Annotated in this window: 23 protein-coding genes; 19 read left to right on the top strand and 4 right to left on the bottom strand. The window is 44.6% G+C overall.

Annotation, left to right across the window (positions count from 1 at the left end; translation table 11 throughout):
- Window positions 1-9: 9 nt before the first annotated feature.
- The 12 genes from ACESTK_RS10180 to ACESTK_RS10125 all read left to right on the top strand — a co-directional run bounded on the left by ACESTK_RS10180 (window position 10) and on the right by ACESTK_RS10125 (window position 10,202).
- On the top strand, window positions 10-633 hold the full coding sequence (locus ACESTK_RS10180; protein ID WP_118582155.1) for a single-stranded DNA-binding protein: 624 nt from the start codon (window positions 10-12) through the stop codon (window positions 631-633).
- Between the two features lie 272 nt (window positions 634-905).
- Complete coding sequence (locus ACESTK_RS10175; RefSeq protein WP_118582158.1) at window positions 906-1,409, top strand: cob(I)yrinic acid a,c-diamide adenosyltransferase; 504 nt, start codon at window positions 906-908, stop codon at window positions 1,407-1,409.
- A gap of 24 nt (window positions 1,410-1,433) precedes the next feature.
- Window positions 1,434-2,327 carry a 4-hydroxy-tetrahydrodipicolinate synthase gene (gene dapA, locus ACESTK_RS10170; protein WP_118582161.1) on the top strand — a complete coding sequence of 298 codons (894 nt, stop codon included), beginning with the start codon at window positions 1,434-1,436 and terminating at the stop codon, window positions 2,325-2,327.
- Between the two features lie 175 nt (window positions 2,328-2,502).
- Window positions 2,503-3,261 carry a 4-hydroxy-tetrahydrodipicolinate reductase gene (gene dapB, locus ACESTK_RS10165; protein WP_118582164.1) on the top strand — a complete coding sequence of 253 codons (759 nt, stop codon included), beginning with the start codon at window positions 2,503-2,505 and terminating at the stop codon, window positions 3,259-3,261.
- 394 nt (window positions 3,262-3,655) lie between these two features.
- On the top strand, window positions 3,656-4,543 hold the full coding sequence (locus ACESTK_RS10160; protein ID WP_187565131.1) for a transporter substrate-binding domain-containing protein: 888 nt from the start codon (window positions 3,656-3,658) through the stop codon (window positions 4,541-4,543).
- Between the two features lie 153 nt (window positions 4,544-4,696).
- Window positions 4,697-5,347: an amino acid ABC transporter permease gene (locus ACESTK_RS10155; protein ID WP_118582170.1), complete on the top strand. Its 651-nt coding sequence runs from the start codon at window positions 4,697-4,699 to the stop codon at window positions 5,345-5,347.
- The gene (locus ACESTK_RS10150; protein WP_373119684.1) at window positions 5,348-6,088 is read left to right on the top strand and encodes an amino acid ABC transporter ATP-binding protein; all 741 of its coding nucleotides are present in this window, start codon (window positions 5,348-5,350) and stop codon (window positions 6,086-6,088) included.
- A 6-nt stretch (window positions 6,089-6,094) separates the two neighbouring features.
- Complete coding sequence (locus ACESTK_RS10145) at window positions 6,095-7,798, top strand: amidohydrolase family protein (RefSeq protein WP_373119682.1); 1,704 nt, start codon at window positions 6,095-6,097, stop codon at window positions 7,796-7,798.
- 205 nt (window positions 7,799-8,003) lie between these two features.
- Entirely contained in the window at window positions 8,004-8,450 is a 447-nt protein-coding gene (locus ACESTK_RS10140; RefSeq protein WP_373119680.1) for a lipoprotein, read from the top strand.
- Window positions 8,451-8,596: 146 nt separating this feature from the next.
- Window positions 8,597-9,367 carry a phosphoribosylformimino-5-aminoimidazole carboxamide ribotide isomerase gene (gene hisA / locus ACESTK_RS10135; protein WP_373119678.1) on the top strand — a complete coding sequence of 257 codons (771 nt, stop codon included), beginning with the start codon at window positions 8,597-8,599 and terminating at the stop codon, window positions 9,365-9,367.
- 94 nt (window positions 9,368-9,461) lie between these two features.
- A complete protein-coding gene (hpf, locus tag ACESTK_RS10130; protein WP_118582188.1) occupies window positions 9,462-9,989 on the top strand; it encodes a ribosome hibernation-promoting factor, HPF/YfiA family in 528 nt (175 codons plus the stop codon).
- A 48-nt stretch (window positions 9,990-10,037) separates the two neighbouring features.
- Window positions 10,038-10,202: a hypothetical protein gene (locus ACESTK_RS10125; protein ID WP_373119676.1), complete on the top strand. Its 165-nt coding sequence runs from the start codon at window positions 10,038-10,040 to the stop codon at window positions 10,200-10,202.
- 3 nt (window positions 10,203-10,205) lie between these two features.
- Here the strand turns inward: ACESTK_RS10125 and ACESTK_RS10120 are convergent, their stop codons facing one another.
- On the bottom strand, window positions 10,206-10,826 hold the full coding sequence (locus tag ACESTK_RS10120; protein WP_187565128.1) for a 4'-phosphopantetheinyl transferase superfamily protein: 621 nt from the start codon (window positions 10,824-10,826) through the stop codon (window positions 10,206-10,208).
- Window positions 10,827-11,063: 237 nt separating this feature from the next.
- Here ACESTK_RS10120 and secA point away from each other — a divergent pair, with 237 nt between their 5' ends.
- Window positions 11,064-13,640 carry a preprotein translocase subunit SecA gene (gene secA, locus ACESTK_RS10115; protein ID WP_195478463.1) on the top strand — a complete coding sequence of 859 codons (2,577 nt, stop codon included), beginning with the start codon at window positions 11,064-11,066 and terminating at the stop codon, window positions 13,638-13,640.
- 670 nt (window positions 13,641-14,310) lie between these two features.
- On the opposite strand, the gene ACESTK_RS10110 is transcribed toward secA, so the two are convergent.
- Window positions 14,311-15,141 (bottom strand): AraC family transcriptional regulator, encoded by an 831-nt coding sequence (locus ACESTK_RS10110; protein WP_173716554.1) that lies wholly within the window; start codon window positions 15,139-15,141, stop codon window positions 14,311-14,313.
- 249 nt (window positions 15,142-15,390) lie between these two features.
- Between ACESTK_RS10110 and dapF the strand changes: the two genes are divergently transcribed.
- The 6 genes from dapF (at window position 15,391) to ACESTK_RS10080 (ending at window position 24,962) form a co-directional block, all read left to right on the top strand.
- Complete coding sequence (dapF, locus tag ACESTK_RS10105) at window positions 15,391-16,239, top strand: diaminopimelate epimerase (protein WP_173735272.1); 849 nt, start codon at window positions 15,391-15,393, stop codon at window positions 16,237-16,239.
- 522 nt (window positions 16,240-16,761) lie between these two features.
- Entirely contained in the window at window positions 16,762-20,151 is a 3,390-nt protein-coding gene (locus tag ACESTK_RS10100) for a penicillin-binding Tp47 domain C-containing protein (protein WP_373119673.1), read from the top strand.
- Window positions 20,152-20,324: 173 nt separating this feature from the next.
- Window positions 20,325-22,289 (top strand): FMN-binding protein, encoded by a 1,965-nt coding sequence (locus ACESTK_RS10095; protein WP_373119671.1) that lies wholly within the window; start codon window positions 20,325-20,327, stop codon window positions 22,287-22,289.
- A gap of 3 nt (window positions 22,290-22,292) precedes the next feature.
- A complete protein-coding gene (locus ACESTK_RS10090) occupies window positions 22,293-22,928 on the top strand; it encodes an FMN-binding protein (protein ID WP_173716550.1) in 636 nt (211 codons plus the stop codon).
- Window positions 22,925-23,713 carry a 4Fe-4S binding protein gene (locus tag ACESTK_RS10085; protein WP_195699574.1) on the top strand — a complete coding sequence of 263 codons (789 nt, stop codon included), beginning with the start codon at window positions 22,925-22,927 and terminating at the stop codon, window positions 23,711-23,713. Before ACESTK_RS10090 ends, ACESTK_RS10085 begins: the two co-directional genes overlap by 4 nt.
- A gap of 193 nt (window positions 23,714-23,906) precedes the next feature.
- Window positions 23,907-24,962 (top strand): FAD:protein FMN transferase, encoded by a 1,056-nt coding sequence (locus ACESTK_RS10080; protein WP_373119669.1) that lies wholly within the window; start codon window positions 23,907-23,909, stop codon window positions 24,960-24,962.
- 151 nt (window positions 24,963-25,113) lie between these two features.
- On the opposite strand, the gene ACESTK_RS10075 is transcribed toward ACESTK_RS10080, so the two are convergent.
- Entirely contained in the window at window positions 25,114-25,599 is a 486-nt protein-coding gene (locus ACESTK_RS10075) for a Gx transporter family protein (RefSeq protein ID WP_148461028.1), read from the bottom strand.
- 3 nt (window positions 25,600-25,602) lie between these two features.
- Complete coding sequence (locus ACESTK_RS10070; RefSeq protein ID WP_226815079.1) at window positions 25,603-25,971, bottom strand: NusG domain II-containing protein; 369 nt, start codon at window positions 25,969-25,971, stop codon at window positions 25,603-25,605.
- Window positions 25,972-26,145: the final 174 nt, after the last annotated feature.

Raw genomic sequence — 26,145 nt, 5'->3', positions numbered from 1 at the left:
AACTACAACATGGCAGATAAAATTATTGAAAACAATCAGGTTTCCATCACGGGAAAAATCGTTACAGGTTTCACATTCAGCCACCAGGTTTACGGAGAAGGATTTTATACCATGGATCTTCTGGTAAAGAGGCTTAGCGATTCTGAAGACAGGATTCCGGTGATGGTATCTGAAAGGCTGGTGGACGTTACCCAGGATTACGTGGGACAGTATGTGGAAATTCACGGACAGTTCCGTTCCTATAACCGTCATGAAGAAAAACACAACCGGCTGGTGCTTTCCGCATTTGCACGGGAATTAAAATTTCTGGAAGAAGAGGATTCTCTGGCACCGGTAAACCAGATTTTCCTGGACGGATATATCTGTAAGCCGCCTGTTTACCGGAAAACACCGCTGGGAAGAGAGATTGCCGATCTGCTTCTTGCAGTGAACCGACCTTATGGAAAATCAGATTACATACCGTGTATTTGCTGGGGACGAAATGCCCGCTATGCTTCAGCCTTTGAAGTGGGCGGTCATGTACTGATCTGGGGCAGGATCCAAAGCAGGGAATACATGAAGCGCATCGGGGAAAATGAGACACAGAAGAGAATCGCTTATGAGGTATCGGTGAGCAAGCTGGAGTATGTGTAAACCAACCGAAGTGGCGGGAAATACGCCATGGTCTGCCAGTTACTTTATGGAAGGCAACCAGCCCGATTTTTCTCCAAGTTTCTTCTGCTTGCATTTCTGCTGGTTTTGCGGTAATATAAGCATATTAAAAATGGCGCAGTTTGCGGTTCTTATTTGCAAAGCGCGATATCTGGAATATAATGAACGGTATCATTTGCGGAGACGGCATTGCGAGGAATGTTATTGATCTATGGCAGACGGTAACATTATTTTTAACAATAAGAGGAATCAGTATGGAAAAAGAAATAACAGAAGTATATTGCGGAAATGGCAGAGGTAAGACCACACTGGCAATTGGTCAGGCACTGCGGGCATCTTCTCAGGGCAAAAGTGTGATCATCATTCAGTTCCTGAAAGGAAATGAACGGCGTGAGCTGGACTTTCTGGAAGAACTGGATCAGCTGGATATCAAGATCTTCCGCTTCGAAAAGATGGAGACCTGTTACGACCAGTTGAATGAGGAAGAGCAGGTTGAAGAGGAGCGCAATATTCTCAATGGTTTAAATTTTGCCCGTAAAGTGATTGCTACACAGGAATGTGATTTCCTGGTACTGGATGAAATTCTGGGACTTCTGGATAAGCATATTGCTACTGTTGATATGGTTGTCGGGCTTTTGAAACAGAAGGACGAATCTATGCATTTGATACTTACAGGAAATCGGGTAGACCCTGGCATTTTGGATTATGTGGACAGTGTGACTACCATTACCACTCTTGGAAGAGAGCAGAACTCATGATAAAGATGAATAGGAGGAAATAATATGGCAATTTTCAAAGGTGCAGCCGTTGCAATTGTAACCCCGATGCATGAAGATGGAAAGGTAAATTATGAGAAACTGGAAGAACTTCTGGAATATCAGATTGCGAACAGCACAGATGCAATCGTTATCTGCGGCACTACAGGCGAGTCTTCTACATTGACACACGGAGAACATCTCCAGACCATCAAATTTGCAATTGACAAGGTAGCTGGAAGAGTTCCTGTTATTGCAGGTACCGGTTCTAATTGCACAGAGACTGCAGTCATGATGTCGCAGGAAGCTGCTTCTTATGGCGCTGATGCACTTCTGATCGTGACTCCATATTACAACAAGGCAAGCCAGAAGGGTCTTATCCGTCATTATACAGAGATTGCCAATTCTGTACCGGAAACTCCGATCATTATGTATAATGTGCCAAGTCGTACAGGCTGCAATATCCAGCCTGCTACAGCAGTTGCTCTTGCGAAGAATGTGAAGAACATTGTGGGAATCAAGGCTGCAAGCGGAGATCTTTCCCAGATCGCCAAGATGATGTCCATGGCTGACGGAGCTCTCGAGCTTTATTCAGGAAATGATGACCAGGTACTTCCGATTCTTTCCCTTGGCGGACTTGGAGTAATCTCTGTTTTATCCAATGTTGCTCCGAAGAATACACATGACATGGTTATGAAATTTATGGAGGGAGACCTTGCTGGTGCTGCCAGACTTCAGCTTGAGGCTGTTCCTCTTATCAATGCACTGTTCTGCGAGGTAAACCCGATTCCGGTTAAGACTGCCCTGAACCTGATGGGCTGGAAAGTCGGACCGACCCGTATGCCTCTTTGTGAGATGGAGCCGGAGAACGAGGAGAGACTGAAAAAAGCTCTTGCTGATTATGGAATTAAGCTTGCATAAATAATGTTGAAATCCCGGACAGAGCCTGTCAGCTCTGGTGTGCAGCAGCATATTATCTGACAGCTGGCTGACGGGATTTCTTTGTAATATGTAAGCAGGGAAAAACAGAGCGCGTAGATTATTGAAATAATTTTTACAAGCTCGTTAATTTACAGTAAGAAAGGAAAAAATAAAAATGGTTAAAATTATCATGCACGGATGTAACGGTCATATGGGACAGGTTATTTCCAATATTGTTGAGAAAGATGCAAATGCCCAGATCGTAGCAGGAATCGACATTGCAGACCAGGGGAAAAACAGCTATCCGGTATTCACAAACATTGACGATTGCCAGGTGGAAGCAGATGCTGTTATCGATTTTTCCTCCCCGAAGGCTTTTGATAAGCTGATGGACTACTGCGAGAAGAGAAATATGCCGGTAGTTCTTTGCACCACAGGTTTAAGTGAAGAGCAGCTTGCAAGAGTAGAGGAGAGTGCAAAAAAGATCGCCGTTCTGAAATCTGCCAACATGTCCCTTGGAATCAATACTCTTTTGAAACTGGTTCAGGATGCAGCTAAGGTTTTGGCAGCAGCTGGTTTTGACATGGAGATTGTAGAGAAGCACCATAACCTGAAAGTGGATGCACCAAGCGGAACAGCTCTTGCCCTTGCAGATAGTCTGAACGAGGCAATGGACAACCAGTATCATTACGTATATGACCGCAGCCAGAGAAGAGAGAAACGTGACGCTAAGGAGATCGGTATTTCCGCAGTTCGCGGAGGCTCTATTGTCGGCGAGCATGAAGTGATTTTTGCCGGACCGGATGAAGTGATCGAATTTAAGCACACAGCATATTCTAAGGCTGTATTTGGCAAGGGTGCTGTAGAAGCAGCGAAATATCTTGCCGGAAAACCAGCTGGAAGATATGATATGAGCAACGTGATCGAAGGTTAACAGAAATATACAAAAATTGTAAAATGCATACAAAATAATTGTTGAATTTATGGATTTACAGATAGCAATGTGTTTGCTATAATTCCATCATAAGTTGCAACGGAGCAAACTACTTAGAGAGTTTGCTCCGTTTTTTGCGTTTATGGTATGGCAGGTCAGAGTATTTGCTGATAAAGCATTTTTGCACTTGTTTCCATAACGTACCGAAACTTCATAAGAGAGAAATGCAATATCGCATTTCTGCCATGCAGAAAGGGCTGCCACAGGGCGGTCCTTTTTGCGTTAGTAAAGCTGGAAATCGGGATAGCATAACTGCGCAGGCTGTTATTGTCCACTTTGGAAACGATAACAGAAGACTATCTGTACCGGCGAGAGTCAGAGAGGAGAAATTATTATGAGAAAAACAGCAAAAGCAATGGCACTTCTTACAGCAGCTTCTATGATTATGACAGCTTTTACCCCGGTTTACGCAGAGAGTACAGACACAGAGGACACGGCAGCAGTTGACTGGGAAAACGGTGAAAATATTAAAGCAATTAAGGAGAAAGGTGTGATCACCGTCGCAACCGGAACTTATGTACCATTTGAATACAGAGATGATGACGACAATATTGTAGGTTTTGATATTGACCTGGCACAGTATATTGCAGACAAGCTTGGAGTTGACATGGAAGTGACAGATATGGAATTTCAGTCCATTGTTCCTTCTATCCAGAATGGGGAGTATGATTTTTCCATTGCAGCAATGTATAAGACAGACGAAAGATGTGAGGTTGTGGATATGTCCAAATCCTACTGTGACAGTGGTATGATCCTTGCCGTGAAAGAAGATTCAGAGTATGCAGATACCGTTAAGAGTCTGGCTGACTGCGATGGTCTGAAGGTTGCCGTAAAAGAGGGGGCAACTTCTTATAACGTAGCACAGAGCTTCCTGGATGAGAATCCGGATGTTTCCTATGAGATTGTTCAGTACAAGGATACAGTAGGATGCGTATCTGACCTTTTGGCAGGCCGTGTGGATGTTGTGGTAAACGATCTTCTGAACCAGAAGATTCTTTCTCAGGAATATGAAGGTGCCAAGATCGTGTGTGATCCATTTACCCATGCAGAGAACGCCATCGCCGTACAGAAGGGAAAAGATGATCTGCTTGCATTTATCAATGAATGTATTGACGAGTATTATGCAGACGGCACTTATGATACACTCTGGACAAAATGGATTGATGCTTCCGGCGAGGGAGAAGAAACAGCTGCAGCAGAAGATGCGGAAACCGCTGAATAAAGCATAATAGTGCAAGGACTGAACAGTTACAATAAAACACAGATATGTTTCTATGCAGAAAGCGCGTTACTGGTCACTCCGTGACCAGTAATACCGGAAGAGTAAGGAAGAAAGGATAAACCGGCTATAATTACTGGCCACAGGGGAAATAGTATGGTAACATTGAAATGGTCACTTGTATTTGATAAAATGACATCACTGCTCCAGGGATGCGCAGTGACGATGGAAATATCGGTTCTCACACTTATTTTTGGTACGATTCTGGGTGTTGTGCTTGCGTTGATGAGGGACAGCCACATAAAAGTGGTATCCAGACTGGCACAGCTGTACATCTGGATCTGGAGAGGAACCCCGCTGATGGTGCAGGCATTTCTGATCTATTTCGGTTTGCCAAACCTGGGCATTACTTTCAGCGCTATGACAGCAGGTGTGCTTTCCATGTCTTTAAATACAGGCGCATACATTGCAGAAATTGTCCGTTCCGGTATCCATGCTATTGACCCGGGGCAGAGAGAAGCAGCCAAAGCACTTGGAATGCCCTGGCATCTGGAAATGCTTCGAATTGTGGCACCACAGGCAACCAAGATCTGCATTCTTCCTCTTGTAAACCAGTTTATTGCCACCATCAAAAATACCTCTATTTTGTCCGCCATCACTTTGACAGAGCTGACAAGAGAGGGAACCCTGATCGCTTATAATTCTTTCCATTATTTTGAGCCGTACATAGCTGTTGCGGTATTATATCTGATCCTGACAACTATATTTACCCAGATTGCAGGAGTTTTGGAAAGGAGGATGGCATAAATGGCAGAAGATGTTATTTTAAGTGTAAAAAATATCAGCAAAAGCTTTGGGGATCTTCAGGTGCTGAAGAAAATCAGTTTTGACATACATAAAGGGGAAAAGATTGCAATCCTTGGTCCTAGCGGTTCTGGTAAATCCACAATTCTTCGATGTATCAACCAGCTGGAAACCTACGACAGCGGTGAAATCAATTATATGGGAAAACCTGTGAATTTCGGTCAGGCGCTGCATGAGCTGCGGCAGCATATTGGAATGGTTTTCCAGAGATTTAACGTTTTTACCCATATGAGTGTGCTGCAGAATGTGATCGAGGCACCGGCCCATGTGAAAAAAGTTCCCAAACAGGAGGCAATTGCAAAGGCAAAAGATTTGCTGAAAATGGTTGGGCTGGAAGGCAGGGAAGAGGCAATGGCAAAGAATCTTTCCGGCGGCCAGCAGCAGAGGGTTGCGATCGCAAGAGCAATGGCTATGAATCCGGAAGTGATCCTTTTTGATGAGCCTACCAGTGCACTGGATCCGGAACTGGTTGGAGAGGTCTTAAGTGTTATCCGTAAAGTAGCAGCGGAAGGAGTATCCATGGTCATTGTCACCCATGAGATGAATTTTGCCAGAGAAGTAGCGGATCGGATTTTGTTTATGGAAGATGGCGTGATCGTGGAGGATGCGCCTCCGGAAGAGTTTTTTGAGCATCCGAAGAATGATCGTATTCGTCAGTTTATCAGGAAAGTTGAGGAAAGGTAATTCGGGATGGACTACATAATCAAAGATGGCTGGATCGTAAATGGGAAAAAGGAAAAGCCATTTCATGGAGATCTTGTAATAGAAAATGGGAAAATTGCGGAAGTGGGAACTCATGTGGAGATTCCAGCCGATTTTCCAAAAGAGCGTGTTCTGAATGCGGCCGGTGGTTATATAACCCCCGGCTTCCTTGACATTCACAGACACGGAGACTGGCAGGCCTTTGGAAACGGGGATGATGAGCTTTTGAACCGGCAGGGACTGACGACTGTTGTGAATGGAAACTGTGGGCTTTCGGTGGCTCCGGCCGGGGAGAAATTTGGGAAAGAGATTGCCAGATTTCTCAGCAGTGTGACTGGGGATTTTCGTTGGGGAAAAGATGAAAATACAGATGATACCGAAGGTGTACTTTTCTCAAAAAAGAAAGAGGAGTCTTGCGGAATTTCAGAGAAAGAAATCGAGATAGCTGCTCTTAGAATTATGTCAACCATGTCCGCCTACATGTCAGCTCTTGGAAAAGAAAAGCGCAGCGTCAACACTGGAATGCTTGCAGGAAATGGAACCATCCGCGCCAGTGTAAAAGGCTATGCTTCCGGGAAGCTTTCCAAGGAAGAATTACATCAGGTGTGGAAGGCTGTGGAGGAAGCTCTGTCAGCAGGAGCGCTTGGAATCAGCCTTGGAATTGCCTATGCCCCGGAATTTGAATATGACAGAGATGGGCTTGTGGAAGCACTGCAGTCCTTGAAGGGGACGGACATTCCCATTACCACCCATATCCGAAATGAAGGAGATGGAATCCTGCTGGCTCTGCAGGAAGTGATTTCCGTGGCGGAAGAGCTGCAGATTCCCTTGCATGTAAGCCATATGAAGTGTATCGGGCGGAAAAACTGGGGCGGGACTCCGGTGAAAATCCTGAAGCTGTTTGACCAGGCGGCAGAGCGAGGCGTGAAGGTGGATTTTGACCTGTATCCCTATCTGACTGGTTCCACCCAGCTGGTACATCTTCTTCCCCCACAGTTTCAGGAGGGCGGTACCGATGCAATCTGCGCAAGGCTGGCAGATCCGTTTTGCAGGAAGGAGATTACGAAGGTGCTGAAGCAGCCTTCCGATATTTTTGAGAACATTGTGGAGCTGGCTGGCTTTGATATGATCTATGCCAGCACTTTACATACGGAGAAATTCGGTAGCTTTGCAGGACAGTCTATTGCGAAGATCGCAGAGCAGTTTGGACAGGATCCTTATGATACCCTGTATGACATTCTCCTGGAAGAGCGCTGCCAGGTTACCATGCTGGATACCATTGCCTCAGAGGAGGACATGCTGTATTTTTTGAAAGACAGCCGGGCAAATCTGATCTCAGATGCGATCTATCCCGCAGGGGGCAAATATCATCCCAGAGTTTACGGGGCTTTTCCGAAGCTTCTTACTGCTTACGTGCGTGATAAAAAGATTTTTTCCATAGAAGATGCTGTATATAAGATGACAGCAAAACCGGCGCAGGTGCTGGGTCTCCCTCTGGGTACCCTGGAAAAAGGAATGCCCGCAGATATCAATGTATTTCATCTGGACCAGTTAAGCGTTCATGCAGATTTCCAGAATCCAAACCAGTATTGTACAGGATTTGATTATGTGCTGGTGGGCGGAGAGATTGCGGTAGCCCATGACGTGTGGAGAAATTCCAAAAGCGGCAGGATCGTGCGGAAACAACAGTGATAAGTGAAGAATGGAAATGTCCGGATTGATGGATTTTTAAAATGTAAATTTCTTCCAGAATAGTTTCTTTCTCATCTGTACATATTAGAAGCATACAGCAATGTTTACTGTTCGCAGGCTGAGTTCCGCCAGGCGGAACGGTCATTTTCGCGAAAGTGGACAGTAACGTGTTTTCAGCTGAAAATAAGAAAAGGAGACAGATGAGATGAAAAAAATGAAACGAATGCTCATAGGTACTTTGCTGGTATTTACATTATGTATGCTTACAGCCTGTGGAAATGACAATAACAATGCAGCGGATGAGGTTCAAAATAATGCAAATGAGGACGCCATTGATAAGGATAACGTGGAGAATGGAACTGCAGAGGATGAAAACATGGTGGATGACGCGGGCGACAGCGTAAATAATGGTGCAGACGGAGCTGGAACTGCTGATACCGCAGTACCAGATAAGGCAGGCACTGCCGGAGATGCAGATGTTCCCGGTGATAATGTGACAGACAATAACGATTCCGTTTCCGGTGCTCTCGGAGAAGGTGTGGAAGAATTAGGTGATGGAGTAGCTGATGGTGTCCGTGATGTTGGTGAAGGTGTGGGCAACGCTGTAGAAGATGTTGGAGATGCTGTGGATAATGCAGCGAATGGAAGATAATAAAAAAATAGAGGTAAAATGAAAAGGTGTTGAATGAAGAGAGGTGTTTCATTCAACGCCTTTTTGTGATATGATTTCAATAAATTTGTGAGCAAAATACAGGATAGCTACAACTTAATTACAAATGCAAGAAAAGGAGGATCATCATGAAATTTCGTCCCTGCATAGATATACATAATGGAAAGGTAAAGCAGATCGTAGGAGGAAGTCTGAAGGATGAGGGAAACCAGGCACAGGAGAATTTTGTGTCAGAGCAGGATGCAGCTTTTTATGCTTCCTTATATAAAGAAAAAGGTCTGAAGGGAGGACATATTATCCTTCTGAACAGTGCGGATTCTGAATACTTCCAGGCTACAAAAGCCCAGGCCATGCTGGCCCTTGGCGCTTATCCAGGAGGTCTTCAGATCGGAGGCGGTGTAAACCCGGACAATGCGGCAGATTATCTTGCTGCTGGAGCCAGTCATGTGATCGTCACCTCCTATGTGTTCCGTGATGGCCATATTTCCTGGAAAAATCTGGAGAAGATGGTAGATGCAGCCGGAAAAGAACACCTTGTCCTTGATCTCAGCTGTCGTAAAAAAGAGGATGCATACTATGTAGTCACAGACCGCTGGCAGAAATTTACAGAGGAGGAGGTAACTCTGGAACTGATGGAAAAGCTGGGTGCCTATTGCGATGAATTTCTCATCCATGCAGTGGATGTGGAGGGCAAGGCAAAAGGTATAGAAGTTTCCCTGGCGAAGTTGCTTGGTGAATACAATGGGCACCCAGTCACTTACGCTGGCGGCGTTGGCAGCATGGAGGATATCCAGACCCTCAAAATGGCAGCAGGCGGAAAACTGGATGTGACGGTAGGAAGTGCCCTGGATCTGTTCGGTGGCACCATACCATTTGAAAAATTGATAGGTAATTTATAAATGTGAAAAAATTCGTAATTTTTTCAGAAAATGATGTTAATTTTTAGAGTAATGTGTTATAATATACCCATCAAACAGCAAAGGGGATGGAAGCATGAAATTCATTATCAGCGGAAAGAACATCACAGTGACAGACGGGCTTCGTACAGCAGTAGAGGATAAGCTCGGTAAACTGGAAAGGTATTTCACTCCTGACACTGAAGTTGTCGTAACTCTTAGTGTAGAAAAAGAAAGACAGAAAATCGAGGTGACGATCCCGGTTAAGGGCAACATCATCCGTTCCGAGCAGGTCAGCAACGATATGTATGTATCAATCGACCTTGTAGAGGAAGTAATTGAACGTCAGCTCAGGAAATACAAGAACAAGATCGTAGATAAGCAGCAGTCAGCTGCCAACTTCCAGAAAGCATATCTGGACAAGGATTATGAAGAGGACGAAGAGGTTAAGATCATTCGTACCAAGAAATTCGATATCAAGCCTATGTATCCAGAAGATGCATGTGTCCAGATGGAACTTCTTGGACATAATTTCTTCGTATTCTGCAATGCAGAGACTGATCAGGTGAATGTAGTTTACAAGCGTAAGGGGAATACCTACGGACTGATTGAGCCAGAGGATTAATAGAGATATATCTGTTTGAAAAATAAAACAGGTGAATAGGAAGGGCATGTGAAAAAACGAAAGTTTTTTCACATGCCCTTGTTTTTTTGCTTTGACGGAGCAGCTGGAATTGGTCTGGCACTGCTGCAGCTTCATCTGGCAGAAACGGATCAGTATCATGTGACCAGATTTCTGGATGATCCGTTCCCTGATGAAAAAGTGATAAAAATTTGAATTTTAAAGTAATTCTTCAGCAAGCTCCCTGGCGGATAGTACGCGGACAGGGAGCTTGCTTTCGTCATAAATACTGTAGGCCAGAAATCCGGTTCCATTTTCTAATGGGATGGTATGGGTGTGCATATCCGGATGCAGAGTGAGAATCTCCCGGAAATTTCCGGTGATCCCTTCTCCGGTAAGTTTGACGGCGCTTTCCTTCATAGCCCAGATCCGGCAGAAATCCTGGGGGGACTTTAGGAAAATAAGCTCCTCCTGAGTGCAGACTCTTCGGATAAGAGATTCCCGGGGCTCGGTGAGCTTCTGGATATCCAGACCAATTTCCCTGTCATGCAAGGCACAGCCTACGAAATTTCCGCTGTGGCTGAGATTAAAAAACGGCATATTTTCCCCACGGAAAAATGGTTTCCCAGAAGAGGTTTTCTGGAAATCCGGGATTTCCCGGAAACCATATTCCTGTTTAAGTCCATAACGCAAAAGCAGCCAGGCCAGGGCAGAACGCTTCTGGTCTTCCGGCAATTTAAAATGCTGAACATATTCCCTGCGTGCAACAGGCAATGAGAAAATCATCTGGTGAAGCAATTCGTTTGAAATTAAGTCCAGTTCCTGAAAAAGATAAATCATATAAAAATTCTCCTAAAACATAAAATAATTTGAGGCTAATTTGGGGTATAAATTCATTTTACTTTAATATATCATATGGGAGACATATTTTGTTCATCAAATATTTATTGTTTTCCATGACAAAAAGTGTTAAAATAGACTGGTATGTTAAACAAAATAAATAATTTTAAATGAAATGAAATCAGTTATATTACACAATATAGCATCTAAAAAGATAGACAGGAGTATAAAAGCTAAATGAACATGTTTTCAAAAGTTTTCGGAACCCGCAGCCAACGAGAGGTTAAGCGTATCATGCCTCTCGTTAAGAAAATTGAGGATCTGCGTCCCGAAATGCAGAAATTAACCGACGAAGAACTTCGTGGTAAGACAAGAGAGTTTAAGAAACGCCTGGAAGAGGGAGCTACCCTGGATGATCTTTTACCAGAGGCATTTGCTACCGTCCGTGAGGCTGCCAAGCGAGTACTTGGAATGGAGCATTTCGAAGTACAGCTCATCGGTGGAATCGTACTTCATCAGGGCCGTATCGCCGAGATGAAAACTGGTGAAGGTAAGACCCTTGTAGCTACATTGCCTTCCTATCTGAATGCCCTGGAGGGCAAAGGTGTTCACGTTGTCACAGTCAATGATTACCTGGCGAAACGTGATGCCGACGAGATGGGACAGGTTCACAGATTCCTTGGGCTGACTGTAGGCGTAGTTCTGAACGACATGAAGCCGGAAGAACGCCGCGAGGCATATAACTGTGATATTACTTATGTTACAAATAACGAACTTGGATTTGACTATCTTCGTGATAACATGGTTATCTACAAGGAGCAGCTGGTACAGCGTGACCTTCACTACTGTATCATCGACGAGGTCGACTCCATTTTAATCGATGAGGCTCGTACTCCTCTGATCATTTCCGGTCAGAGCGGCAAGTCCACCAAGCTGTATGAGGTTTGCGATATCCTTGCACAGCAGCTGGAGCGTGGAGAAGCCAGCCATGAGATGACCAAGATGGCAGCTATCATGGGTGAGGAAGTTATCGAGACCGGTGACTTTGTTGTAAATGAGAAGGATAAGATTGTCAACCTTACCGAGCAGGGTGTGAAGAAGGTTGAGAAATTCTTCAGTATTGAGAATCTTGCAGATCCGGAGAACCTTGAGATCCAGCACAATATCATCCTTGCACTTCGTGCTCATAATCTGATGCACCGTGACCAGGATTACGTTGTAAAAGATGACGAGGTTATGATTGTTGATGAGTTTACCGGACGTATCATGCCGGGCCGTCGTTATTCGGATGGTCTCCACCAGGCAATCGAGGCAAAAGAGCATGTTAAGGTAAAACGCGAGAGCAAAACTCTTGCAACCATCACCTTCCAGAACTTCTTTAACAAATACGATAAGAAAGGCGGTATGACCGGTACTGCCCTTACTGAGGAGAAAGAGTTCCGTGATATCTATGCTATGGACGTTGTTGAGATCCCGACCAATAAGCCGGTTCAGCGTAAGGATTTAGACGATGCCGTATATATGACCAAGAAAGAGAAATTCAATGCAGTTGTCCAGTCTGTAAAGGAAGCTCATGAGAAGCAGCAGCCTGTACTGGTTGGTACTATTACCATTGAGACTTCTGAGCTCATCAGCCGTATGCTGAAGAGAGAAGGGATTCCGCACAATGTATTGAATGCCAAGTTCCATGAGCTTGAGGCTGAGATCGTAGCACAGGCTGGTCAGGCCGGTGCCGTTACCATCGCAACCAATATGGCAGGTCGTGGTACGGATATTAAGCTTGACGATGTATCAAGAGCAGCCGGCGGTCTGAAGATTATCGGTACAGAGCGTCATGAGTCCAGACGTATTGATAACCAGCTGCGTGGACGTTCCGGACGTCAGGGAGATCCAGGAGAATCCCGTTTCTATATTTCTCTTGAGGACGATCTGATGCGTCTGTTCGGATCTGAGCGTCTGATGAAGGTGTTCACATCTCTTGGTGTAGCTGAGAATGAGCAGATTGAGCATAAGATGCTTTCCAACGCCATCGAGAAGGCACAGGAGAAAATCGAGTTTAACAACTTCGGTATTCGTAAGAATCTTCTTGATTACGACCAGGTTAACAATGAGCAGCGTGAGATCATCTACAAAGAGCGCCGCCAGGTGCTGGATGGCGAGAACATGCGCGATGCCATCTACAAGATGATTACAGATATTGTAGATAATGCAGTAGATATGTGTTTCTCTGAGGATGTAGATTCTGAAGAGTGGGATCTGAATGAGTTCAACAGTGTTCTCCGTCAGATCATCCCAATCGAGCCGCTTACAGCTGAGAAGGTTAAGGGTAAGAAAAAGAATGAGATGAAGCATCTGATCAAGGAGGAGGCTGTGAAGCTTTACGAGGCGAAGGAGTCCGAATTCCCGGAGCCAGAGCAGCTGCGTGAGCTTGAGCGCGTTATCCTTCTGAAGAGCATTGACAGCAAGTGGATGGATCACATTGATGACATGGAGATTCTCCGCCAGGGTATCGGTCTGACTGCTTATGGTCAGAGAGATCCGGTTGTTGAGTACAAGATGGCCGCATTTGATATGTTTAACAGCATGATCACTTCCATTCAGGAGGACACCGTCAGAATGCTGTATCATGTTCATGTTGAGCAGAAAATCGAGCGTGAGCAGGTGGCTAAGGTTACTGGTACTAACAAGGATGATTCCAGTGTTCGTAAGCCGGTTCAGAGAAAAGAAATTAAGGTTTATCCGAATGATCCGTGTCCTTGCGGAAGCGGTAAGAAGTACAAACAGTGCTGCGGCAGAAAGACTGCTAATGTTTAAATCAGAGTGATTATAGAGAGCGAATTTCCAGAGGCGGGAGGTCTTGGGAATTCGCTCTTTTGCTATTTAATGTGTTGGTCGTTATCCCGGACGCGATTTCACAATGTATATTCACCGCCGCGCGTCCAGGCGTTCCGGCAAGCTAATGACTAACTACGACTAAGACGCTCAGGAAAGCCTTCGCGCCTAAGTCTCCGTAAGTCATGGATCTCGCCTCCACTAAAACCGCTCCTGAAATGCGCGGCTTGCGAATATACATTGCAAAATCGCTGGTTACTGGAAAGGGAAGAAAGAAACAGTAACGACAACAACGGGGGTGGGGTGAAGTAGTTGGTATCCCGCAACTTTATTGTTTTTTCTAATCTATCGTTGTCAAGAAAGTATAGGGAAACCAGTCACTCACCCTCCCCCCTTCGTTAAAAGTTCTTACCAACCAGCAAGTCCCCAGTACACAGCATTTGGGCAATGTGTATTACTCCAGCGAGCCATTTCAGGCGCGTTCCTAGCGAAGGTGAAATCCAGCGCTTACGAAGACTTATGCGTGAGGGCTCTCCCGAACGCATTAGTCGCAGTTAGCGATTAGTTCATCGGAGCGTTGCGCCGGCGAGTGAGTAATACACATTGTCCAAATGCGTCCGCATTGAAGAACTTTTAATCAACTAAATAGCAATTATATTGTCTGGCTCGGCGCGGTGCCAAATTGTTTTTTATAGGCCCGGGAGAAGGTGGTATAGTCGGAGAAGCCGCTTAACTGGGCGGCCTTCAGGATGGGGGTGCCTTCGGAAATTTTTGTGCGGGCGAGAAGAAGGCGCTTGCTAATGATGTAGTTGTGGATGGTGTAACCGGTTTCCTCCTTGAATTTCCGCATCATGTGATACTTGCTCAGGTAGTATTTCCGTGCAAGGGTCTCAATGGAAAGATCTTCAGTAAGGTTGTGGTTAATATAACGGAGAAGCTCTTCTATCTGGGAATCACTGCTGTAGGAATGAGCGTCATAAATGTACTGCTTTTCCAGAAAAATGCGGTTTACATAAACCATGAACTGGGTGAAAAGAGCTGAGCCAAGAAGCTCGCTTCCAAATTTTTCGTCTTTTAGGGCAGCTTCCAGTTCATAGAGAAGCTGCTTTAATTTTTCCTGAGTGTCAGAGTCCAGACGGATCAGATTGTAACTCCGGTCAATCGCCTTCTGAAAACAGCGGAGCAGTTCTGTGGATTTGATGTCGTCGCGGATCCATAGTACAAAACGTTCGTATGGAACCGAAAAATCAATTTCCGGTTTGTGGATGGCGTGACGGTTCACGAGGAGAATGTCCCAGGGCTTCAGATAGTAGGACTTTCCTTCAATGTGATAGGCAGCCTTTCCGGAAAGAAAGATGATCACCTTGTGAAAATCATGATAATGGTAGGAAAATTCCCGCTTGGTCTGGTCCTTGATGTGAAAAAGCCGGAAATCCTGCTCCAGATAGCCGGTTTTTTCAGTTGGCTCATTGAAAGAATTCATATGTTATGGCTCCTGTTTTAACTATAGTGTGTATGGAACCGCAAACTTTGTTTGCAGCTACGTTTGCGTAGCGTCATAATTCAATTCTGCGCTTGAAATATGACTTTATTATAAATGAAATACCGCATTTTTTGCAATATATTTCGCAAGTTATTCTATGTACATGGGAAAAATAAACGCTATACTGGATATAAGATGTGATTTGAGAAAAAAGATCACGGGCGTTTCGTCAGAAAGGAATTGAAAACAATGAGAGACAGCATTATCATGACAAAATATCAGGGCTTTGGAAATGATTATCTGGTACTGGATGCGAAGAAAAACCAGCTTCAGCTGCAGGGCAAAAAAGTTGCGCTTCTTTGCCAGCGGGGGTTCGGACTTGGAGCGGATGGTGTGCTTTACGGACCAGTTGACATTAACGGAAAAATGGGAATGCATATTTTTAATTCCGATGGAAGTGAAGCTGCAATCAGTGGAAACGGTGTCTGTATTTTTGCAAAATATCTTATGGACAATGAGTATGTTACAGAGAAAAAATTTGCCATTGAGACTTTATCCGGAACAATCGAAGTAGAATGTCTGAATGCCAGAGCGACAGAGTTCCGCGTAAATATGGGCAAAGCCTCTTTCCTTTCCAGAGAGATTCCGGTAACTGGCGAGGTGCGTGAGGTGATCGATGAGCCATTTACATTTAACAAGAAAGAATACAAGGCAACTTGTCTCACAGTAGGAAATCCACACTGCATTATTTTCATGGATCAGGTATCTCAGGAAAAAGTAAGAGAGCTGGGGCCATATGTGGAAAATGCAGATGAGTTCCCGGAAAGAGTGAACCTGCAGATCTGCCGCCAGATTGATAAAGGAAATCTGGATATCGAGATCTGGGAGCGTGGCTCCGGTTACACAAAAGCTTCCGGTACAGGAAGCTGTGCAGCAGCCATTGCAGCCTACCGGAAAGGTCTGATGGAAAACAGAATCAATGTAAACCAGCCAGGTGGTATGATCCAGATCGACATTAAAGAAGATGGAACTATTTTTATGACAGGAACTGTTGGATATATTGCAGAGATGAGCGTGGCTGAAAGCTTTTTCTCATAGAAAGAAAATATGGTGTATGGCGCATCCAAACGGCCGTGTCTGTGTAGCAAAACGGCTGTTCTAAAACGTATTTGTGACCGCCAGAGGGCGCAAAATGCAGATATGGCAGAAAAGATAAATAAAAATGAAATTTAAAGGCTGCCAAAGGGAAATGATACACAGTATAATTTTTGTGCATCGCGTAGGAAGGCGGTGCAGCAGATGAAAAATCAGACAAGTCAATATGGCAGTTACTTAATTTTCGATGTACGAGAATCCAGGTATAGAAGTAAGAAGACTTCCGTGCCTGGATTTTTTTGCTGCAAATGAGTGTGCTGTCTGTAAGCGATGTCATTATATCTGAAGAGAGGAAAGTAATTAAAATATGGAGACAGAATCAGCTTGTCGGTATACGGAAGCCCACTCTTGTTGATAAAAAAAGTGCAATGTCTAAACTAAAAAAAGATAGACATTTCTAACACGATTCTGTAAAATAAACAAAGGTTAGAAAACACTAATAACAGTTAAACAAGGAGGAAGAGGATGGCTGACAAAAAGTTATTAAGAAAAATTGCTCCGATCATTATGAGTGCAGCTGTAGCGATGACCAGTTCACCAGTTGGAGTAATGGCAGAAGATTTTACTTCTGGTGAAGTGTCTGTTGAGGTTTCTGATGAGACTATATATGATTCTGATGAGATTTCAGACGACTATGACGAATCATCAGAGGCTGACGATTCAGCAGATTTTGGTACAGACACAGAGGATGGTTTTGAATCTGGAGAAGCCGCAGAAGAGGAGTCTGGATTTGAGGACGGCGAAACCGGAGACACAGAAGATGCTTTTTTAGCAAACACTGAGGGCGAAACCAACAATGAAGCGGGAGCTGTGAAAACAGTGGAGGATGGTCAGATCGTACTGATGAACATTCCCTATGAAGCTTTTTACAGATCTGAGTTGAAAAACAATGATGTAAAAGTAGATGCATTTACATCCGCGACGAAAGCAAAAACAAAGATGAGCGGCGTGATGAATGGAAATGCTGCTTATCATACAAGCGCGGAAGGAAATGAACTTGCAGGTGTTACTTTTCCGGTAAAAGTGAATAAAGCTTCTGATTTGGAAAATTTTAAACAGATTACAGACAGCACTACTATAGAGATTACTACGAACATGAAAGGCCAGGTAAGTACTAATACATATACTGGTGCAGCGGCTCTTATTGAACAGCCAAGCTATACTTATTATGTTCCGGCAGAAACTCCTGCATATTACAAGGAAATGAGCGTAGATGAGAACGAAAATATTTCTTTTGGCGCTGTTCAGGGAATGTCCGAACAGAATGTTAGTGTGAATGCTGAATTAAAGCTTAATTCCAAATATGGAGATTATCAGCTTGAGCTGGATGAGACAGCAGTAAAGGCAGTAGTAAATGCATCTAATGGTGATAAGATTTATGGTGTAATCATCAATACAACAGACGGAACCACTTATGCACTCCGTCATCTTGAGAATATCTGGAAAGGAAAAGAACTTGCATGGAGCACCGGCTTTACAACAGAATCTCACGGTTGCCCAATAAGCTCTGACCACTACAAATCCATGATGGGAAAAACTATTTCCAGCGTAACGTACTATACGGATAAGGGGGAAATTAATTTTGATATTCCAGATACTTATGTTCCGGTAAAAACAGGTGTCAGTGCAACCGTTGACAACATCAAGGTAACAGATGCAGAGGTTAAAGTTGAATTATCTGAAGCACTTCCATCTGATTATTCAAAGAAATATGCAGTTGATGATGTGGAAGCAGCGACAACAGAGACAGGAGTAAAGGTTACAAATCTTACACCTGGAACACATACTCTGACAATTTCCGATGCAAATGGAAAATATGCTCCTGTCAGCGCTACTTTTACAGCAACAACAGATACTGTAATGGCTTCCTATGATGAGTATGAAGGAAAAATGGTTGCTGCGGCAGATATTACCGCTGAGCAGTTTGTTGCATTTACCAAAACAGTTTCAAAAGTAAAAATTGGTGACCAAGAGTATGCTGCAAGCGGAAAAGGTGCTGTGAAGATTGTTCAGGAGGATGGAACTCTTGATTATTCTAAAACAGCTGTAAACGATGGAGATACAGTAGTTGTAAGTGCTGCCGGATACCCAGATGTAACATTTGTTTACAACGAAAACGTATATGTATACGCAGGTCTTACATGGGCTGAGTACTGGGCTTCCGAGGATGTATACAATGCAGGCTCCACAGCTTCTTCTGAAGAAAAAGACAGAAGAGGTGAGTCAGACCTTGGAGCATTTGATGCTGTAACAAGAGCAACTGCAAACCATGGCCTTCACAGAGGAAGCTTCCAGGCAATCGCGGTTCTTAATGGAAAAACAGTTTCCCACTGGAGCGCAGACGGAAAAACAGTTTATTATGCCGATGGAACATCAGAAGTATTTAACCGGAACAATGTAACCGGATATACCGTAACTGGCCTGAAATATGTACCGGTTGAGATTAAGAGAGCTGACCTTGCTGCTTTTGCAGAAAGTCATGCAATTGTAAAAAATGGCGGACAGCTGATCGGCGGTTATGGCGAGAAAGAACTGAAATCCTATGAAGCCGTTGCAAATGTAACTGCAAATACAAATGGTTTGAAAAAAGCTACAAAAGCTGAAGATGGAAGCTTTGTAATCGGAGCAAGACAGAACGGAACTGAGTCTGGTATCAAAGATGCAGAGCTGAAAGTGGCAGACGGAATTACAGCAGCTGTAAAGCCTGGAAATGGTTCCTATGGTGAGTTCCTGAGAGTTGACCTGACTGGAAACTATGGCGATCTTGGTGCACATATGCAGTCTGTTGAGTGGGCATATTATGGAAATGATTCCACTTATACAAACAGACTTGCAAACTATGGAACAAAATTTGCAGCTGATAACTGGATGCATAAAATGATGGGTATCCAGCTTGGTCTTACAGAATCTGGAAGATGCAAGCTTCCGGAAGGAACTGACGGAACTGGTTACTGGATCCTTACTGTTCATGCCCTTGGATACCAGGATTACGTTGTAAAATTCCAGGCAACAGCTGAGAATATTGCAAAACCTGCAGGTGATGCAGATTCCACACCACTGGAAAACATTATCGCAGAAGCAAAAGCCCTGAACGAGGCTGATTATACTCCGGAGAGCTGGGCTGCTGCAAAAGACAGCATTGCAAATGAGCTTGAAGAGTGTGAGGAAATGCTTGCAAATATTAAGAATCAGACAACTTATGGCGTAGAAGAGCAGATCGGACATTTAAGAGAAGCTCTTAACATGCTTGTAAAAGCTCCGTCTCCAACTGCAACGCCGGCACAGCCGACTGCAACACCAGCCCCGGCAAAGCCGACCGCAACACCGACCCCGGCACAGCCAACTGTAGCACCTACACAGCCAACTGCAACTCCGGCACCGACTGCAGCACCGGCCAAAGGAATTACAGCAACTGCAAAAGCTTCCACAATTTACACCAAAGGAAAAACCTCTACAACCATTACGGTTGTAAAAAATGATGTAACTGGAAAAGTTAAATTTACATCCAGCAACAAGAAAGTAGCGACTGTTACCTCCAAAGGCGTTGTAAAAGCGAAAAAAGCGGGAAAGACAACCATTACTGTAAAGGTTGGAAATTACACTAAGAAAGTAGTAATCCAGGTTAAGAAACCTTCTCTGAAGCTTGCAAAATCTTCTGCAACAATCAAGAAAGGCAAAACAGTAAAAATCAAAGCAACCGCAACACCATCCGGAAAAGTAACATACAAGTCCAGCAACAAGAAAGTAGCGACTGTTACTGCAAAAGGTGTTGTAAAAGGTAAGAAGAAAGGTACTGCAACCATCACTGTTACAAGTAATGGGGTATCTAAGAAATTCAAAGTAAAAGTAAAATAATTGGTAACCATTCAGAAGGTACTGAACAGTTACAATAATTGTTACAAAGTTTTTACTGGTAACAAATAAGACTTGTGTGAAACAAGGCAAAGGAACGGGGGCCGTTTTTAACAGCCCCTGCTTTTGCTTGTAAAAAGAAACTTATTTTGCTACATATTTTAACAGGAGACAGCATGAAAAAACGAGACAGTGATAAGAATCCTTTTGAAAAAAAGAATCTGGTGAAACTTGCTCCAGCAGCAGTGGTTATTGCGGCTGTGGCTGCAGCAGGTGCTCAGGCTGGCAGCAGTGGAAAAGAAGTGACTGCTGAAACCAGAGAGGTTGTAAAATCCCAGGATCTGGAATCGCTTCTGAAAACAGCCTATTCCTATGAGGCAGCAGATGACGAGGCAAAAGAGGAGAGTCTGCTGAAAGCAGGCAAAAATACATCATCATCTTCAAAGAAAAAAACCTCCAAAATTTCAAAGAAAAAAAGTGGTATAAAAAAAGGAAGCTCAAAGACCCTTCCAGTAAAAACGGCTGCATCTTCAGGGGTAGGTCAGGGCTCCACCACTACACCAACTACAGAAGTTCCGGAAGGCGGCTATAAAGATGGAACTTATCAGGGCAGCGGTACTGGCTTTGGAGGAACGATTACCGTACAGGTAACTGTATCAGGTGGGAAAATCACAGCTGTTGATATATTGAGTGCCTCTGGAGAAACAGGCTCTTATTTTGCCTCTGCACAGGGCGTTGTAAGTAAGGTTTTATCAAGCCAGTCCCCGAATGTGGATGCAGTCAGCGGTGCAACTTATTCCTCAAATGGGATTATCCAGGCAGTACAGAATGCCCTTTCACAGGCAGGAAACAGTGATTCTGCCACACCGGCTGCCACACCAACTCCAACGCCAACGCCAAAACCTGCAAAGAAACCGAAGAAAGATACTTCTGTCAGCTATAAAGATGGTGTATATGAGGGACAGGCAGAAGGTTTTGATGGAATCGTAACGGTAAAGGTTACAATAAAAAATGGAAAAATCAAAAAAATAAGCAACACAAATACAGATACACCTGAATTTTTTAATAAAGCATGGAAAACAATCAAGTCCAATGTAATTTCCAGACAGAGTACTTCTGAAATTGATACTGTAAGTGGTGCAACATTTTCTTCAAATGGAATTCTCGGAGCTTTATCCCAGGCTCTTTCAAAGGCTGATCAATCAGGAACTACAGACTCAAAGGAAGAAGATATAACTCCAACCCCGACTACTGTACCTGATGAAACTGTAACACCAATTCCAACGGAGATTCCACATCCTACCAAGACTCCGGATAATCCGTCAGATGAACAGCCGGTTGTAAAGCTTTTGAAAGATGGTACCTATACAGGGTCTGCAATGGGATATTCTGGAAAGGTTAACATAACACTGACAATTAAAGACGGAAAAATTACGGAAGTAACCAATACAAACTCAGATACCAGAAGCTTTTTCAATAAGGCATGGAGATCCATACAGCCTAAAATACTGGAAAAGCAGAGTACAGAAGGAATTGACACTGTAAGTGGTGCAACATTTTCTTCTATGGGAATTCTGGATGCGTCCAAAATAGCATTGGATCAGGCAAAAAATACAGAGGTACAGCCTTCAGTAACGCCAGAGCCCACTGAGGCGTCGGATTCCACCGAGAAGCCAGAACCCACAAATACGCCAAAGCCGACTTCTGTTCCGGAACCAACGACTGCACCGGAGCCTACAGCTGTACCAGAGCCTACTGAAACGCCAGCGCCAACTTCTGCACCGGAACCGACGGATACACCGGAGAATTCTGTGACGCCGGAACCGACAGCTACGCCAGAACCCACGCCTGTGCCTGCTGGTGCATATATAGATGGAACCTACACTGGCATTGGAGAAGGCAATGACGGACCAGACAGTGTACAGGTTACCGTAACAATATCCGGAGGACAGATTGTGGGAGCAACTTATTTTTCCTATGATGATGAAGAATATGCAGATACAGCCTGGGAGGGAATTCTTGGACAGGTTATGGGAAAGCAGTCCGCAGACAGTGTAGATACAGTATCTGGATGCACATATTCCTCCCAGGGATTTATTCAGGCATTTAGAAATGCATTAAATCAGGCAAAAGGAGCATAACCCATGAAATACCAGAGTTTTATTATGAGAGTTTTATGTCTGCTTCTGATCGTTGGTGTCGTTCTTGGCTACAACTCCATGCAGAAAAAAGATAGTGATACCGAAAAAGACCAGCAGATCGCCAGTCTGACAACCAGAGTGGAGGCCTTGGAAAAACAGCAGGATGAGATATTAAGTGCCCTTGAAGAGGCTGCAAAAGCGCAGGAAGAGGCGAAGAAAAAGGCAGAAGAGGAAGCGAAGAATCAGAAAGCCCAGACGGAAGAAGCGGCTTCCGGGGATGCTTCCGAGGACGCGAAAAAAGATGACAAGAATACAGATGAGACAGAGGCTGAGGACGCTTCTTCTGAGGAAGAAAGTGAAGATCTTGTCTACAAAAACGGAACCTACACAGGAGACGGCCAGGGCTTTGGCGGCAATATCCAGGTTCAGGTTACACTTGAAAATGACACGATTACAGACATTCAGGTGGTAAGTGCACCAGGCGAAGACTCTGCATACCTTTCCCAGGGACAGGGCGTGATCAGTACCATTCTGGCTGCCCAGAGTACAGATGTTGACACCATTTCCGGAGCAACCTTCAGTTCCACTGGAATTATCAACGCTGTAAATGATGCACTTGGAAAGGCGGAAAATCAATGAAAAAGAGACAGAGAAAAATCCGGCTGATCCGCGCCGGCATCCAGCTTCTGTTTTTCATTTTTGCTCCGGCACTTTTTTCCACAGCATTCGCAGGCGTGAAGTCCGTTTTTCAGGCAATCGCAGCACATCAGGCAATCAGCTGGAATTCCTTTCTGGATGTGACTGCCGTGCTGCTGGTGGTAACCTGCCTGTTCGGACGGCATTTCTGCGGATATGCCTGCGCATTTGGTTCCCTTGGGGATGCATTGTACGAGCTGACTGTGTTTATCCGCCAGAAGGTTTTTCATAAAAAAGGCCGTCACGGATACTCAGAAAAAGCCATCCGCATTTTGCAGAAGGTGAAATATATCTGGCTTCTGGTGCTTCTTGTATCTATCCTTACCGGCTGGTACAGTAAGCTTCAGGGCATGAGCCCCTGGGATGTGTTTTCCATGCTCACCGCTGGCAGACTTCCCGGTGCTGCCTACAAGGTGGGGATTGTGCTGCTGATTCTGCTCATGATCGGAATGTGCACTCAGGAAAGATTTTTCTGCCAGTTCCTCTGCCCAATGGGCGCAATTTTTGCTATAATGCCTATAGCGCCCTCTGCGCTGTTCAACCGTGACAAAGGCACCTGTCCGGCGAAATGCGGAGCCTGCAAAAAGCGCTGTCCTGCTCATCTGGACATTGACGGTGATACCCCTCTCTCAGGAGAATGTATCTGCTGCCACGCCTGCCAGGGAATCTGCCCGAAGAGGAACATCCGGATCGGGATTCCGAAGGCGAAAGATGAGAGCCTTTTTTAAACACGAGCTGGGAAAAGATGGGCGAACGCTATTGGAAAATAAGAGAAAATAAAATCAGAAAGAACAGGATATGAGTAAAAAAAGAAGTAAAGTAAGATTTCAGAATGAAGTCGATTTAATTAAGGTACATTATAAAAAGCAGTCCAGAGATCAATCACTTACCTGCTTGGATATGTTTAATGGGAGAAGGCATTTGAGAAAGAGAAGTGCGGCAGGAATCCTCTGCGGCAGCCTGCTTCTCACTGTCATTTCCGCTACAGTACTGGGAAAAACAACTACAGTTGTTTATGCATCTGACATAGAAAAATACACAAACGCAGATTTCGCAATGGACACGGTAGTTTCCGAAACCCTTTATACCTCAGGCGAGGACATCAACACTCAGATTGGCGAAAAGCTCCGCGAAATGGAAACCACCCTCCTTTCCTGGACAGAGGAAAACTCCCAGATTTCCCAGCTGAACAATGCTGAGGGCAAGACCATGGAAGTCTCTGATGATCTTGCCGCCGACCTTGAGAAAATCCGCCAACTGTCCCAGGATTCCGACGGTGCTTTTGACCCCACCCTTGGAAAGATCATTCGCCTGTGGAACATTGACGGCGAGAATCCTCATGTCCCGGACCAGTCCGAAATTGACACTCTTCTTCCCGAAGTGGGCTACGAGAAAATTCAGGTGGACGGAAACAATGTAACCCTTCTTGATGGCTGTACCCTGGATCTTGGTGCCGTTGGAAAAGGCATGGGCTGTGACCAGATCATGGATTACCTGCAAACCCAGCCAGACGTTTTCGGTATGATTCTGAACCTTGGTGGCAGCAGTGTCATGACCTACGGCGAAAAGCCAGACGGTTCCCCCTGGAAAGTAGCCCTCACCGATCCCCGTGACACCGAAGGTGACTACCTTGGCGCCATCACCCTGGACGCCAACCAGTTCCTTTCCACCTCCGGCGACTACGAAAAATACTTCATAGAAGATGGAATCCGCTACCACCACATCCTGGATCCAAAGACCGGTTACCCCGTCCAGAACGGTCTCACCTCCGTTACCATCGTCTGCGACCAGGGCTACCTGGCCGACGGCCTCTCTACCGCCTGTTTCGTCCTTGGTATGGACGCCGCGAAAACCCTTCTGGAGAAATATGGCGCAGAAGCTGTATTTGTAGACGAAGATAAGAATGTATATGTGACAAGTGGATTGATGGATAAATTCGAATTAATGAAAGACGGATACACAGTAAACGAAGCATAAGTTGTCCATGATAGATTCGTAGAAAATGATAGCTTACGGAATAACGAAAAGAGCTCCAGAGAATAGTCAAAAACTACCGCCAGGAGCTCTTTTTCAACTAACAGCATTTGGGCTGAATATATTCAGCCCAGATGCGTACGGTGGTAACATCTCACGGAATTCTCTTAAGAACTTCCTTCGTCAGCACTCCAATCAGCAGTCCTGTAATCACTCCTGACACCATCAGCGCCGGAGCATAATAATACAACAGTCCCACCGTATGCGTTGCCGGAATCGCCACCAGCAGCTGACCGATGTTATGGGAAACGCCACCAGCCACACTTACACCCAGCTGCCCGAATCCAATCTTATTTTTCACAAAAACCATCACAATCAAACTAAGGGTCGCCCCCGCCAGGCTATACATAATACTGGAGCCGCTTCCAAACATAAAACCGATAATAAAAATTCTCACAATGGAAACCAGCGCTGCTTCTTTCCACGTATACCTCTCCAGCACAAAAAGCACCGCCAGATTTGCAAGCCCTAGTTTCATTCCCGGAATTCCCGCAAAAAACGGAATCAACGATTCCACATACCCGAAAATAATGGCAATGGCTGCAAACAGCCCAAGATACGCTGTCTTTTTCTGATTCATCACTTACACCACTGCGTCAAATCCACTTTCGGAATCCTGTGAATCTGAATCGCCCTCTCCCTGAATGACTACTCTGTTTGGCAGGCACACAATATATCCGCCTGCACTGCCCACTGCCGGCTGCTTCATGCAAAGATGATCCGGGCAGTCCGCCTCTGTCATCTTTACCTCGCCGTCCTTAATTTCACACACATTGGTATCCCCAATCTGGATCACCTGATCCTCCGCCAGTGAATAAGTCCCATAAAGTTCCCCATCCACCGTAATCTGGATCGACCCATGAGTTCCATGTGGAACCGCATAAACAAAAATACAAAGCACCACTGAAATAACCAATAGTGCACCAATAAATACCGCTTCTTTCTTCTTCAAAAATGATACCTCTTCATTAATAGCTTTAACAAAAATCATTATATCATAGAACCATGTTCCACAAACGAACCATTAGTTTATGATATAAGAAATACAGAGATTTTTCAACCTATTCTAAAATCCATTTTTGAGAAAAAATCGCAACAGAGAGAATGACTGTTATTCACAGAGGAA

It is taken from the genome of Ruminococcus sp. Marseille-P328 (assembly GCF_964249465.1).
In the GTDB taxonomy this organism is placed as follows: Bacteria; Bacillota; Clostridia; order Lachnospirales; family Lachnospiraceae; genus Blautia_A; species Blautia_A faecis.
The sequence above is the reverse complement of the archived record's forward strand: the minus strand, read 5'-3'. Positions and strand labels throughout refer to the sequence as shown.